At 45.2% G+C, this 13,533-nt stretch carries 15 protein-coding genes; 14 read left to right on the forward strand and 1 reads right to left on the reverse strand.

All coding sequences use genetic code 11. From position 1 onward, the window contains the following. Window positions 1-53 precede the first annotated feature (53 nt). The 14 genes from ccmA (at window position 54) to ACMXYV_RS02770 (ending at window position 12,886) form a co-directional block, all read left to right on the forward strand. Window positions 54-689: a cytochrome c biogenesis heme-transporting ATPase CcmA gene (ccmA, locus tag ACMXYV_RS02705; RefSeq protein ID WP_415890248.1), complete on the forward strand. Its 636-nt coding sequence runs from the start codon at window positions 54-56 to the stop codon at window positions 687-689. Beyond that, window positions 689-1,408 (forward strand): heme exporter protein CcmB, encoded by a 720-nt coding sequence (gene ccmB, locus ACMXYV_RS02710; RefSeq protein ID WP_415883445.1) that lies wholly within the window; start codon window positions 689-691, stop codon window positions 1,406-1,408. The genes ccmA and ccmB overlap by 1 nt, the downstream gene beginning before the upstream one ends. A gap of 12 nt (window positions 1,409-1,420) precedes the next feature. Continuing rightward, window positions 1,421-2,185 carry a heme ABC transporter permease gene (locus ACMXYV_RS02715; RefSeq protein WP_415890249.1) on the forward strand — a complete coding sequence of 255 codons (765 nt, stop codon included), beginning with the start codon at window positions 1,421-1,423 and terminating at the stop codon, window positions 2,183-2,185. 4 nt (window positions 2,186-2,189) lie between these two features. Continuing rightward, on the forward strand, window positions 2,190-2,369 hold the full coding sequence (gene ccmD / locus ACMXYV_RS02720) for a heme exporter protein CcmD (RefSeq protein ID WP_415890250.1): 180 nt from the start codon (window positions 2,190-2,192) through the stop codon (window positions 2,367-2,369). Beyond that, complete coding sequence (gene ccmE / locus ACMXYV_RS02725; RefSeq protein WP_415890251.1) at window positions 2,366-2,827, forward strand: cytochrome c maturation protein CcmE; 462 nt, start codon at window positions 2,366-2,368, stop codon at window positions 2,825-2,827. Before ccmD ends, ccmE begins: the two co-directional genes overlap by 4 nt. Next, the gene (locus ACMXYV_RS02730; protein WP_415890252.1) at window positions 2,824-4,779 is read left to right on the forward strand and encodes a heme lyase CcmF/NrfE family subunit; all 1,956 of its coding nucleotides are present in this window, start codon (window positions 2,824-2,826) and stop codon (window positions 4,777-4,779) included. Before ccmE ends, ACMXYV_RS02730 begins: the two co-directional genes overlap by 4 nt. Window positions 4,780-4,798: 19 nt before the next feature. After that, window positions 4,799-5,344, forward strand: a complete 546-nt coding sequence (locus tag ACMXYV_RS02735; protein WP_415890253.1) for a DsbE family thiol:disulfide interchange protein — start codon at window positions 4,799-4,801, stop codon at window positions 5,342-5,344. Further along, window positions 5,341-5,820, forward strand: coding sequence for a cytochrome c-type biogenesis protein CcmH (locus ACMXYV_RS02740; RefSeq protein WP_415890254.1), 480 nt, complete (start codon window positions 5,341-5,343; stop codon window positions 5,818-5,820). The genes ACMXYV_RS02735 and ACMXYV_RS02740 overlap by 4 nt, the downstream gene beginning before the upstream one ends. Beyond that, a complete protein-coding gene (gene ccmI / locus ACMXYV_RS02745; RefSeq protein ID WP_415890255.1) occupies window positions 5,817-7,064 on the forward strand; it encodes a c-type cytochrome biogenesis protein CcmI in 1,248 nt (415 codons plus the stop codon). Before ACMXYV_RS02740 ends, ccmI begins: the two co-directional genes overlap by 4 nt. Before the next feature lie 63 nt (window positions 7,065-7,127). Further along, on the forward strand, window positions 7,128-9,287 hold the full coding sequence (gene zipA, locus ACMXYV_RS02750) for a cell division protein ZipA (protein WP_415890256.1): 2,160 nt from the start codon (window positions 7,128-7,130) through the stop codon (window positions 9,285-9,287). A gap of 41 nt (window positions 9,288-9,328) precedes the next feature. After that, window positions 9,329-11,359 (forward strand): NAD-dependent DNA ligase LigA, encoded by a 2,031-nt coding sequence (gene ligA, locus ACMXYV_RS02755; RefSeq protein WP_415890257.1) that lies wholly within the window; start codon window positions 9,329-9,331, stop codon window positions 11,357-11,359. Beyond that, window positions 11,359-11,928 (forward strand): hypothetical protein, encoded by a 570-nt coding sequence (locus ACMXYV_RS02760; protein WP_415890258.1) that lies wholly within the window; start codon window positions 11,359-11,361, stop codon window positions 11,926-11,928. The genes ligA and ACMXYV_RS02760 overlap by 1 nt, the downstream gene beginning before the upstream one ends. 10 nt (window positions 11,929-11,938) lie before the next feature. Next, a complete protein-coding gene (locus tag ACMXYV_RS02765) occupies window positions 11,939-12,151 on the forward strand; it encodes a YheU family protein (protein ID WP_415890259.1) in 213 nt (70 codons plus the stop codon). A 54-nt stretch (window positions 12,152-12,205) separates the two neighbouring features. Continuing rightward, entirely contained in the window at window positions 12,206-12,886 is a 681-nt protein-coding gene (locus tag ACMXYV_RS02770) for a DUF4126 domain-containing protein (RefSeq protein WP_415890260.1), read from the forward strand. On the opposite strand, the gene ACMXYV_RS02775 is transcribed toward ACMXYV_RS02770, so the two are convergent. Beyond that, entirely contained in the window at window positions 12,855-13,496 is a 642-nt protein-coding gene (locus tag ACMXYV_RS02775) for an HPP family protein (protein WP_415890261.1), read from the reverse strand. The genes ACMXYV_RS02770 and ACMXYV_RS02775 overlap by 32 nt on opposite strands. Window positions 13,497-13,533: the final 37 nt, after the last annotated feature.

The following is a 13,533-nucleotide window of genomic DNA, read 5'->3' on the forward strand; positions in this document are numbered from 1 at the left end:
GATTAAAAGTTTAAGAAATAGGTCGGAAGACTCGATTGGGTTTGGGGATTGATTTGGATACAGCGTTAATACAAGTTGAAAACCTGTTTTGTGAGCGTGACGAACGTATTCTGTTCGAAGATCTAAATTTTTCTGTATCACAAGGCGAAGTTATCCAGATCGAAGGACAAAACGGTAGCGGTAAAACGACGCTGCTGCGTATCCTCAGTGGCTTATCTAATCATTATGAAGGTGATATTTACTGGGAAGGGGAACCTGTCTCAGAGGTTCGCGAAGAATTCCGTCGAGAGCTCCTATATTTTGGTCATCACCCTGGGGTGAAGGCTGTGCTCACGCCTGAAGAAAACCTCCAATGGTATGCAGCTATGCATCCGGGGATAAATGTCGCTGAGATCCCTATGGCGTTAGATAAAGTGGGATTAACTGGTTTTGAAGATTCTCCCTGCCATACGCTTTCTGCAGGTCAGAATCGTCGAGTGAGCCTTGCGCGTTTGTATTTAAGTAGCGCTAAGTTGTGGATTCTCGATGAGCCGTTCACTGCCATTGATAAAAAAGGTGTCGCTGAAAAAGAGCAGCTTATTCTTGATCATGCGAAGCAAGGTGGCTGTGTGATTTTGACCACTCACCATGAGCTGGGTGTGGGCGAGCAGGTTCGTCGATTAAATCTTGATGAATTGGCGGGAACTTAATGGACCAGACAGTGACAAAAGATGAGTTAGGTCAGGGCGATACGTCTGTATCAAGTTTATTCTATGCCGTATTAAAGCGGGATTTAATGTTGGCTTATCGCAAAAAAAGCGATTTGTTTAATCCGCTCATTTTCTTTTTAATGGTCGCGACATTATTTCCACTGGGTGTGAGCCCTGAACCGACGTTCTTGGCTGAGGTGGCTCCCGGTGTTGTTTGGGTAGCAGCATTGCTCGCTACCTTATTGTCTATGGATAGCCTATTTCGATCAGATTTCGAAGATGGAACATTAGAGCAGACGCTGTTAAGTCCGCAGCCACTGTTTGTGGTTGTGCTGGCTAAAGTGATTGCTCACTGGATGATGAGCGGTCTGCCATTAACGCTATTAGCGCCCTTACTCGGGGTTATGCTGTTTTTACCAGCAGAAGGAATGAGTGGTTTGATGTTGAGTCTGTTGCTTGGGACACCAACATTAAGTTTGATCGGTGCCATTGGTGCGGCATTGACGGTGGGATTACGAAAGGGTGGTGTGCTGATATCTCTACTTGTGCTGCCACTGTATATCCCTGTGCTTATTTTTGGTACGAGCGCAGTTCAGGCGGCAGTGACAGGATTGCCTCTTGCTGGGTATTTTGCGTTGTTAGGCGCTATTTTGGCTTTGGGTGTTGTGATGGCGCCTCTTGCAATTGGTGCAGCATTAAGAATTTCCGTGAGCGGATAAGTTTAGGTTGTTATGAGCGAAAAAAAGAAGTGGATGCCTCGTTGGTTTTATCAATTGGCATCGCCACGTTGGTCTTATGAAATTATGGGTAAGCTGCTGCCCGGATTTGCAATTGCAGCGACTATTGCACTTATTGCAGGTGTTGTTTGGGCGCTAGGTTTTGCACCAGAGGATTACCAGCAAGGTAACAGCTTTAGAATTATCTATATCCATGTTCCTTCCGCTATATTAGCTCAATCCTGCTATATGATGATGGCAATCGCAGGAGCAATAGGACTTATCTGGAAAATGAAAGTGGCCGATATGGTCGCGAAGTCTTGTGCACCTATTGGTGCATCCATTGCAATCTTGGCTTTAGCGACTGGCGCTATCTGGGGTAAGCCTACTTGGGGCTCCTGGTGGGTTTGGGATGCGCGCTTAACGTCTATGCTAATTCTCCTATTCCTTTATTTGGGCGTTATTGCTTTGAACTCTGCAATCGAGAGCGAAGCGACGGCGGCTCAAGCTTCTGCAGTTTTATCTTTGGTTGGTTTGGTAAATATCCCAATCATCAAATATTCAGTTGACTGGTGGAACACTCTACATCAGCCAGCAACATTTACTTTGACTGAGAAACCGGCAATGCCCGCGGAAATGTGGGTGCCACTCCTCGTCATGGTTATAGGGTTTTATTGTTTCTTCGCGGTCTCTTTGATGATGCGTACTCGAAATGAAATTTTATATCGAGAACGTCGCTCCAGTTGGGTGCGGGAATTGATAGAAAAACAGAGAGGCTAACCCAGTGAGTTTTGATAGTTTTTCAGATTTTATCGCGATGGGCGGACATGGTTTATATGTCTGGCTAAGTTATGCCATCGCTTTATTCGTTATTGTTATTAATATTGTGAACCCGGCACTGCAAAAGAAGAAGGTTATCTCTGATCTTGTACGTCGCCTGCGCAGGGAGAAAAAATCTTCATGAACCCTAAACGCAAACAACGTTTAATTATCGTTTTATTTATTGTCTTTGGTGTCGGAGCGGCTGTTGGCTTAACTATGTTCGCTCTTAGCCAAAATATTAACCTTTTCTACTCTCCAACTGAGATTGCTAAGGGCGAAGCACCTAAGGATACGCGAATTAGAGCGGGTGGTATGGTTGTAGAGGGTAGTGTAAAGCGTGATCCGCAAAGTCTGAAAGTATCCTTCCAACTTACAGATTATGAAAGCGTAATGACGGTTCATTATGAAGGTATCTTGCCTGACCTATTCCGAGAAGGTCAGGGTATTGTTTCCCAAGGTAAATTGAATAGTTCGAATGAACTTGAGGCGACTGAAGTGTTAGCTAAGCATGACGAAAACTATATGCCACCAGAAGTTGCTGAAGCACTAGAAAAGAGTGGTCATATGCCTAAACCTGAGGGTGAGGTATATAACAAATGATCCCTGAGTTAGGTCAGTACGCACTAATTTTATCTTTATGTTTGGCTGCGTTATTAGCGGTTGTTCCGTTAGCAGGTACTTATAGTAAGAATGCTTTGTGGATGGGCTTTGCTCGTCCATTAGCAACCGGCATGTTTGCCTTCTTGATGGTCAGCCTAGTATGTCTTGGCTACGCCTTTGTTGTAGATGATTTCTCGGTTGCCTATGTCGCAACAAACTCAAATACAGCGCTACCTATCTACTACAAAATCAGTGCAATCTGGGGCGGACATGAAGGTTCGTTACTGCTTTGGGTTGTGATTTTAGGTGGCTGGACTTGGGCTGTAGCGATTAAAAGCGACAACTTACCGCAAGATATTGTGGCCCGCGTATTAGGTGTTATGGGTATTATCAGTGTTGGTTTTATCCTGTTTACGCTGATGACATCGAGTCCATTTGAGCGTCATCTGCCTCGCTTCCCGCAAGAAGGTGGTGACCTTAACCCACTGCTGCAAGATATTGGTCTGATTCTACATCCGCCAATGCTTTACATGGGTTATGTTGGTTTCTCTGTTGCGTTTGCCTTTGCTATCGCAGCTTTGCTAAGCGGCCGTTTAGATGCGGCTTGGGCGCGTTGGTCTCGTCCTTGGACAATTGTTGCTTGGGCATTCCTAACCTTAGGCATCGCATTAGGAAGCTGGTGGGCATATTACGAATTAGGCTGGGGCGGCTGGTGGTTCTGGGATCCAGTAGAAAACGCTTCATTTATGCCTTGGTTGGTAGGTACTGCGCTGGTTCACAGTTTAGCTGTCACTGAAAAGCGTGGTGTATTTAAAAGCTGGACGGTATTGTTAGCGATCTTTACTTTCTCGCTGAGCTTACTTGGTGCCTTTTTGGTTCGTTCTGGTGTACTTACATCAGTACATGCTTTTGCGACAGACCCCGAGCGTGGCTACTTCCTGCTTGCGCTATTGGCGATCACGATTGGTGGATCTTTGTTGATCTACGCATTGAAAGCTGCGCATGTAAAAAGTGAATCAAGTTTTGAATTGGTTTCGCGCGAAACATTCTTGCTAGGTAACAATGTTCTGCTAGTCGTAGTAGCGATGATGGTTCTATTAGGAACATTGTATCCGCTGCTTATTGATGCCTTAGGTATGGGTAAGATTTCAGTAGGTCCTCCGTACTTTAACGCACTCTTTATCCCTCTAATGGCTGTAATGGTTGGCTTTATGGGCTTCGGTATTCTTTCTCGTTGGAGAAGTACTAAGAGCTCATATCTTACTGCTCAATTGGTCATTCCATTTGTATTGAGCATCGTCTGTGCTGCTGTGTTCCCTCTGCTGTATGGCGATGGCTTTGATTGGTACGTATTCCTTGGAATGGCGCTTGTATTCTGGATTACGTTCGTATCGATTAAAGATATTTGGAACAAAGTTTCTCACCGTAAGGCACCTTTTAAGGCATTAACGATGTTGTCTCGTAGTTATTACGCGATGGTATTAGCCCATATCGGTGTTGCGGTAACAATTGTTGGTATGACGCTCGTTTCTATCTACAACGAAGAGCGTGATCTGAGAATGGTGCCGGGCGATAAGTTGAGCTTTAAACAGTACGAGTTTATTTTTGATGGTACTCGGGATGTTGTAGGCCCTAACTATGTTTCAGATAAAGCGCGTTTGCGTGTACTGAAGGATGGTGAAGCTTATGGCGAATTGTTCCCAGAAAAACGTATGTACAACGCCAGTGGCACAGTTATGACCGAAGCCGCAATTGACCCAGGTCTAACCCGAGATTTATATGTAGCCTTGGGTGAGCCGTTGGAAGGTGGTGCATGGGCTGTGCGTGTTCAACATAAACCGTTTGTCCGTTGGTTATGGTTGGGCGGCTTACTAATGACCGTGGGTGGTTTGTTGGCTGCGATGGATAAGCGTTATAGAAAACAAAATAAGCGTGCTGTAGCAAACGCTTAAGTATTAAGGATAAATAATCATGCGTCGCTTTGTTTTGTTTATTCCATTGGCAATTTTCTTAGGAATTGGCATTTTTCTTTGGCGTGGTTTGCAACTGGATCCTACGGAATTGCCCTCAGCTCTATTGAATAAGCCTTTCCCTCAGTTTGAGCTACCGTCTTTGTATGACGAAGGCAAAATGCTTAACGCTGAAGATCTTAAAGGTGAAGCTGCTTTAGTTAATGTATGGGCGACTTGGTGTCCATCCTGTAAAGAAGAGCACGCACAGCTGAATAGTATTAAGGCCGAAGGCTATAAAGTTATCGGTATTAACTATAAAGATGAGCGCCAGAAAGCAAAGATTTGGTTAAATAAATACTTAGATCCGTACGCAACAAATGTTTATGACGACAAAGGAAGCTTAGGTCTAGATTTGGGTGTTTATGGTGCACCTGAAACTTATGTGATCGATGCACAAGGTGTGATCCGCTATAAACATGTGGGTGTTGTTGATCAGCAAGTATGGGCCAAGCTGAAAGGGATTATTGATCAGATCAACAGTTCTGAGAAGGTTGCTGCACAATGAGAAAAGTCCTAGCGTTATTGCTGTTTTCTCTGCCTATGTCGCTATGGGCAGCCATTGATACTTACGAATTTAAGGATGAAGAAACGCGCGAACGCTTTCGTCAATTAACGTTCGAGCTACGTTGTCCAAAATGTCAAAACCAAAACTTGCAGGATTCTAATTCGCCAATCGCTTCTGATTTACGTAATGAAGTCTACAAGATGTTACAAGAAGGCAACAATAACGACGAAATTGTCGATTTCATGGTTGCAAGGTACGGTGATTTTGTTTTATATCGCCCGCCAGTTAATAAAGCGACCTATGTATTGTGGTATGGGCCATTTGTGTTGGCTGTTATCGGTATTATGGTGATGGTTTTTCTTTCTCGAAAGCGCAAGAAGAAAGTAGACGAAAAAGGGCAAGATTTAGATTCATCTCTTAGCGGTGATGAAGCCCAGCGCCTGAAAGATATTTTAGATAAGGGTAAAGATAAATGATTGAACTATGGGTAGGCATAGCGCTGTTAACGGTACTGGCTATTGCTTTTGTATTTTTACCCTTTGTACGTGCTAGGCGCCTAATTCAAAATGAGGTAGCTGAAGATCGTGAACAACAAAATATCGAGATCTTTCAGGAGCGCTTATCTGAATTAGAAGAAGAGAAAGCTGCAGGCAACCTAGATGAAACGGATTTTGCGACGCTGCGAACTGAGCTTGAACGTAACTTGCTTTCGGATGTGACTGAACAGAAGAAATCTAAGAATAAAATAGCGTTAACTTCGCAAGCACTAGTGACTGTAACACTGTTGGCGTTAATGATTCCTGTTGCAGCAATTGGTTTGTACTCCGTTTACGGACGTTCTGCTGATCTTGAGCTATCAATGCAGCAGCCAAAAGATCCATTTAACGGTAAACAGCCGACGCTGGAAGAGGCAGTGGCTCAGCTTGAAAAAGAGCTTAAGTTGAATCCAGAAAATCCTGAGGGTTGGTACTTACTATCAACGACCTATATGAACCAAGGGCATTTTAAAAAGGGAGCTGCTGGTTTTGAGAGGGTTGTGTCTTTGTTGCCTGAAGATTCCCCTCAGTATGCGGATGTCCTAGGCCAGTACGCTCAGGCTTTATTTTTTGCTAATGAAAGTAAAATGAGCCCAGAGATCAAAACGGTTATTGATAAGACGCTAGCGATTAAGCCTCTAGAAGTTACTGTGTTAGGTTTGTTAGGTATTGATCGCTATGAGCATAAAGATTATCAAGGTGCGCTAGATTATTGGTTGAAAGCGCTTCGTAATTCGGACGGTAAGACTGCAGAATCTCTTCGTTCAGGTGTGCGTAATGCCCGTGACGCCTTGATCGCTGAAGGTGTTGATGTGCCAGAGATTCCTGAATTAATGCCAGCATCAATCAGCTTGAAAGTGAATATCGATGATCAGCTGAAACAACGGGTTGCTGTTGATGCCACTGTCTTTGTATTTGCTCGCGAAGTAGGCGGTCGTATCCCGTTAGCAGCTGTTAAACTTCAAGTTTCTGACCTACCGATAGATGTCGTTCTTGATGATTCTAAAGCGATGAATCCTCAGTCAGGTTTGTCTACGGTATCAACTGTTGAAGTATCTGCTAGAGTCTCAAAAACGGGTGAACCAAAAGAACAGCCTGGCGATCTATATGGTTTGATCTCTCCTGTTCAGGTACGTGGTACAACTTTACCTATGATTCTTACGATCGATAGAGTTGTCGAATAAATCTGGCTCTTTTATAGTGGGTACTTATTACCGTTTTTTTAAGATAAGGTCGCGACTAAGCACATGGAAATCACTCTGCGTGAATGGTTAATAATCGGTGGGGTTGTTTTAATCCTACTGATTGTTTTGGATGGTTGGCGTCGTATGCAAATTGGGCGTAATCGCCTAAAGATGAACATCGACAAAAACTTTGTTGATGTTCCAGAGTGCGATGACTCATTTAATCCAGAGTTGCCGTCAGGTGGTGCCCGCAAGGTCGCGTTAGATGATGACCCACTTTTCTCTAATCACCGTCCAAATTTAGACGGTGATTCTCCCCCGCAAGAAACCCCAAACTCTTTTGATGCTAGTGCGATGGAAGCACAAGAAATTCAGCCGCTAGCAGAAGAAAATACTGTTAAAAAAGTAGAGCCTACAGCGCCGGTTTGGGATGATAATCTAGATATTGATGACGGTATTGTTGGTAGTGCGCGTAAGGTTGCCGTAGAGCCGACGCTAACTGTTGATGACATCCCGGTAATGGATGAACCACTTCCAAAAGAAGCAGAAGAAACAAAACCTGAGCTGTCCGGTTATGCTATGGATGAAGGGGTATTGGGCCCTGCTCGCGTAATAGAACAAACTATTCCAGAACCAGAACCAGAACCAGAACCAGAACCAGAGCCAGAGCCAGAACCAGAACCAGAACCAGAACTTCAGTCGTATCAGGAAGTTACAGAGGAAAAGGTTCCCGTGGTTACTGCGGATGGCGATTTTGAGCAGAATACTGCTGAAATCGAAGACCCTACTGCTCCATATTATGAAGATGAAATTCTACAAGAGCGGTCGATAGTCGAGTTAGAACCTGAAGCAGTCCAAGAAACTGTGCAGCCAGAATCGGAAGTTGAGATTGTTCAGGAAGCAGAGCAAGAGTCTCAGTACTATGCTGAGCTTTCTGATGAAGTGGAAGAAGTTCCAAGTGTTGATACTGAAGAGCAGAATGATGTTGAAGTAACGAGTACTCAAATCAATGAATACGAAACGCTTCAGAATGAGTCTGATACTGAACTTGAGTTAACAGAAATTGTTGAAGAAGAGCTTAAATCAGAACAGCCTATTGAAATTCAACAGCCTATCGAGAACTTTGTAGAGCCAGAGCCAGAGCCAGAGCCAGAGCCAGAGCCAGAGCCAGAGCCAGAGCCAGAGCCAGAGCCAGAGCCAGAGCCAGAGCCAGAGCCAGAGCCGGAGCTAGTAATTGCCGCAGCCGCTGCACCCGTTCAAGAGATTGACTTCGAAAAGCCTGTAACGCTTCTAATGGATGAGCTTGATGAAAAAGAGCATATCCATGAAAACGAACAGGAGCATGAGCCTTTCCCTCAACTAGATCTTAAAGGTGTTGAAAATAACACGCCTTCAGCTGTTGAGGATGATCCACAGACTGGCTTCGATTTTGGTCATGTGGAAGAGGACCCATATGCCAACCTGACCCTAGGTTCGGCGCTAGATAATGACTGCTCTGAGCTTTCTGTTACAGAGACTATTTCAAAAGTCCCAGCAAATGAGGCTCAAGAGGCTCAGGTTGAAACTAAAGATGCCAGTTATGAAAAAACAATGGAGCCTGAGTATCTGCGTGAAGAAGTAGAATATTCGCCAGAACCAGATGCTATGGTTGAGCAAGTTGAAGTTATTTCCGATGTTCAGCCAGAGCCAGAGCCAGAGCCAGAGCCAGAGCCAGAGCCAGAGCCAGAGCCAGAGCCAGCTATAGCGCCTGCAGGTGTACAGCGGAAGCCTCTAGAGAAAGATCCAGATCCTGAGAATGTCCTGGTGATCTCTGTAATTGCGAAAGAGCAGCCGCAGTTTAACGGTCCTGTATTGCAGAAAATAGTTGATGCTTGTGGTATGAACTTTGGCGAAATGGATATTTATCATCGTTTTGAAAAAGCTTCGGGTATTAGCCCTGTGCAGTTCAGTATGGCAAATGCGCTTCCACCGGGTACCTTCGTCCAAGGCAATCCCGAATCACTTACGACAAAAGCGGTGATGTTCTTTATGTCGATGGAAGAACCGCAAGATGTCATGGATGCCTTTGAGTGTATGTTGGCCACTGCAGAAACTGTAGCGAAGCATCTTGGCGGTGAAATGCTGGATGAAAACCGATCGGTACTTCGAAGCCAGACGATGGAACACTACCGACAACGTGTTCGCGACTTTGAAATGAAAACTCTTAAAAAGCGTGGCCGTTAAGCCACGCTTTCTTCTCTCTATACCCCTGATTGAGTCTTACCGTGTCTATACAAGAACAGATCGAATCTCTGCGTGAGCAGCTAAACCAACATAACTATCTTTACTATGTTTTGGATGATCCTGAGGTTCCAGACGCTGAGTATGACCGACTTTTCCATGAGTTGAAAAAGTTAGAGAGAGACAATCCTGAGCTAATAACATCTGATTCACCGACCCAAAGGGTGGGTGGGCAGCCTCTATCGGCCTTTAGCCAAATTGAACATGAACTGCCGATGCTCTCTTTGGATAACGCCTTCAATGAAGAGGATATGCAAGAGTTCAATCGTAGAGTGGTAGAGCGTTTAGATCAGCAAGGCGGTGGATCTATACAATATGCTTGTGAGCCAAAATTAGACGGTATTGCCGTAAGTTTACTCTATGAAAATGGTTTGCTTGTACGTGGCGCTACGCGTGGTGATGGTACGACGGGAGAAGATATCACCCTGAATGTACGTACTATTCCTACGATTCCTTTAAAGCTAACAGGCAACGGTTACCCAGAGCGGATAGAAGTCCGTGGTGAAATCTACATGCCGAAAGCAGGTTTCGAACTGTTAAATCAACGAGCAGCTTCATCGGGACAGAAGCCATTTGTGAATCCACGTAATGCTGCAGCTGGGAGTCTACGTCAGTTAGACCCCAAAATTACCGCATCTCGACCTCTAGAGATGTGTAGTTACAGTGTTGGTATTGTTTCTGGCGGTGAGTTGGCTTCTGAGCATGCGGCCATACTGACCCAGCTAAAAGAGTGGGGCTTTAAACTCAATCCATTGTTAGAAGTTGTCGATGGTGTTGATGGTTGCATGGCGTATTATCAAAGAGTCTCTGAACTGCGTGATTCACTTCCTTACGAGATCGATGGTGTCGTTTTTAAAGTTAATAACCTTGAGCAGCAAAAGCAGTTAGGCTTCGTATCACGCGCGCCGCGTTGGGCAATAGCACATAAATTCCCTGCTCAAGAAGAGATGACAACAATTCGTGCAATTGAATTCCAGGTTGGTCGTACAGGTGCGGTTACTCCTGTGGCTCGCCTAGAGCCAGTATTCGTGGGTGGTGTGACGGTTTCTAATGCCACGTTACACAATATGGATGAGATTGAACGCCTTGATGTACGGATTGGTGATACGGTGATTATTCGTCGTGCTGGCGATGTGATTCCTCAAGTAGTTCGAGTGTTACATGATAGAAGGTTACCCGAAGCGGAAGCAGTAGAGTTTCCTAAATCTTGTCCCGTATGCGATTCGGCTGTAGAGCGGCAAGAGGGGGAGGCGGTTGTTCGTTGTACGGGTGGTTTGTATTGTGCGGCACAACGAAAAGAGGCGCTAAAGCACTTTGTATCCCGCAAGGCGATGGATATCGATGGCCTAGGTGATAAGTTAATCGAAATGCTAGTCGATCTGGATATGTTACATAATCCGGCGGGCTTATTTACATTGGATCAAGCGAAGATCGCTAAGCTTGAGCGGATGGGGCCTAAGTCTGCCGAGAATCTGATTAATGCGATTAACAACAGCCGTAATACACAATTGCCGCGTTTCCTATACGCTTTGGGTATTCGTGAAGTAGGTGAGGCAACTGCTCGGGCGTTAGCGCATCACTTTGGCAAGCTGGATACTTTGATGTCAGCATCTGAAGAAGAGCTTATCGATGTGCCTGACGTAGGGCCGATCGTTGCAAAGCATATTACGCAGTTTTTTGCGCAGGAGCATAACCGCGAAGTTGTCGATGCCTTGATTAATGAGGCTGGTATTTCTTGGGACGCGATAGAAAAACCGTCTGAAGATGAGTTAGTCTTGCAGGGTAAAACATGGGTTCTGACGGGTAAGTTGGAGCGTATGGGGCGGAGTGATGCCAAAAATTACTTGTTGGCTTTAGGCGCCAAAGTGGCAGGCAGTGTCTCTGCAAAAACTGATTGTGTAGTGGCTGGGCCGGGTGCTGGTTCAAAACTTAAAAAGGCAAACGAGTTAAACATCGTCACGATGGATGAAGATGAGTTTGTTAACTTTCTAGCTGAGCATGGAGTGAATCTGTAATGCTAATTCGGTTCAATCATAAAGCTTATGGTGTATTTATCATTTCATTGCTTCTTTCTGGTTGCTTTGGTGGGACTGCCACTAAGCCTGTTCTGATGATCTGTGATGAGTTAGATGACACTGATGATTGGATTGAGCCGGCTGTTAATGTTCAGCAAAAATACGGTACCCCTATAGCTTTAACGTTGGCTATGCTTGAGCTGCCTTTAACTGAGCTAGATAAAAAACACGTACGGCCTCGTGCTGCCGATTGGGATGAATTCCGTATTCGAAGTGAGCGTTGGGATGCAGAGCCTACAGAGGTTGAAGATGCCGTTCATTTTGTTGGTTGGTTTACACAGCAGAGCGTGAGCCGTAATGGCCTTGCTTGGGATAATGCAGCAGGTCACTACTTGGCACTTCGGTTAGGTCACGGTGGTTATCACCGTTTTGATTCAACTAAATATCCAGAACTTACTCAGCAAGCGCGTGGTCTTCAGCAAAGATATGATCGGTGGCAGCGTGAATTGCACGGATGTAAAGATCGTTGGCAGGGTGCAAGCTGGTTTAGTAAGTTAAAGATCTGGTAGCCCCGCCTTTATGATCATCCCCTATCAAGAGCTTGAGCCAGTTACACTCACGGCATTGATCGAAGAGTTTGTCAGCCGTGATGGTACTGACTATGGTGAATATGAATGCTCTCTCTCCGATAAAGTTGCGCAAGTGAAGTCTCTCTTGCAATCAGAGCAGGTCGTTATCTTGTTCAGCGAGAGTACAGGGCTTTGTAATATAGTATCTAAAGACACATTGTAGCGCTGGGCCTTCTATTCGATCTGTAAGGCCTTGGATAATCAGCGAGGTACTTATATGGATCAGTTAGAACAAATTGTCAGTTTGGTAGCACTGACGATGGGAGTTGGTTGGGCAAGTGGTATTAACTTATACGCCACTGTCCTAATGTTAGGCATGCTCAATAATATGGGACATATCGCCTTACCAGAAGAGTTACAGATTGTTAGTGATCCACTCGTTTTAATGGCTGCTGGTGCTATGTATTTTGTCGAGTTTTTTGCCGATAAAGTACCTGGGGTCGACACAGGCTGGGATACATTACACACCTTTGTTCGCATTCCTGCGGGCGCTGCTTTGGCTGCCAGTGCAGTAGGTGACGTAACGCCTGCAGTAGAGTTAGCCGCAGCTTTGGCTGGTGGCACATTAGCTGCCGGAAGTCATGCGGCAAAAGCTGGTGGGCGCGTATTAATTAATACCTCGCCTGAGCCAGTGACCAATTGGACGGCTTCAATTAGTGAAGACCTTTTGGTCTTAGGTGGCCTTTGGGCAGCGCTTAACCACCCAATCTGGTTCTTAGCTGGCTTAGTGATCTTTATATTGCTACTGGTGTGGTTGCTTCCAAAGATTTGGCGCGGTGTGAAAAAAGTATTTAGGTTTATTGCTGGGTTGTTTGGTGGCAATAAAGAGGAGCCTAAGGAGCTATCATCGCATCCACCGCAGCGCCCTAAACCCATCTCTCCAAATGAGGGCCACTGACCAGTAAGCGCAAAAGGTCTGTTCTACAGACGATGCCAACGACTTGGTCTTGTTCATCAACAACGGGAACGGCGTTGATATCATTCTCAATAAAGTTCATCGCGACATCTTGAACCATAGTTTCAGGTGTCGCTGCCGTTAGCTTTTTGGTACATAGAGATCGGACAGGAGAGATAGAATCTGTCCCTGCTGCAATAAGATCTGTTTTGTGAATAAGCCCTAATGGACGTTGATCCTCTTCCATTACCACCAGGTGATTGATTTCCAGAGAATCCATCCGTTTCCAAGTGCTGCTGATAGGAGTGCTCGGTGTAACACTATGTACCGGTGAAACCATAATTCTGGAGACCGTTAACTGCGGGCTGTCGGGTTCAGTATGGCTATCGGCAGTATTAGAGGCGTAGGCACGGCTAGCGTTGTCATTGTTTTCTGGGCCTTTGTGAGGCCCAGGAATGACAAATTTCTCACCGTCGGCATGGAGGCGATCTTCCATATCTGCGCTACGGTGGCTATGGCGGCTGTGCTTCAGAGAATCAACACCTTTCTCCCTAAAGAGAGACTCTTTAGGTGTTTGTATTCGATAGCCTTGATCGTATACGTAAAGTGCCATAGCTACTCCAGCCAAACAGTAATAAATTAAATATAAA

This window comes from Neptuniibacter sp. SY11_33 (assembly GCF_047778025.1).
Classification (GTDB): Bacteria; Pseudomonadota; Gammaproteobacteria; order Pseudomonadales; family Balneatricaceae; genus Neptuniibacter.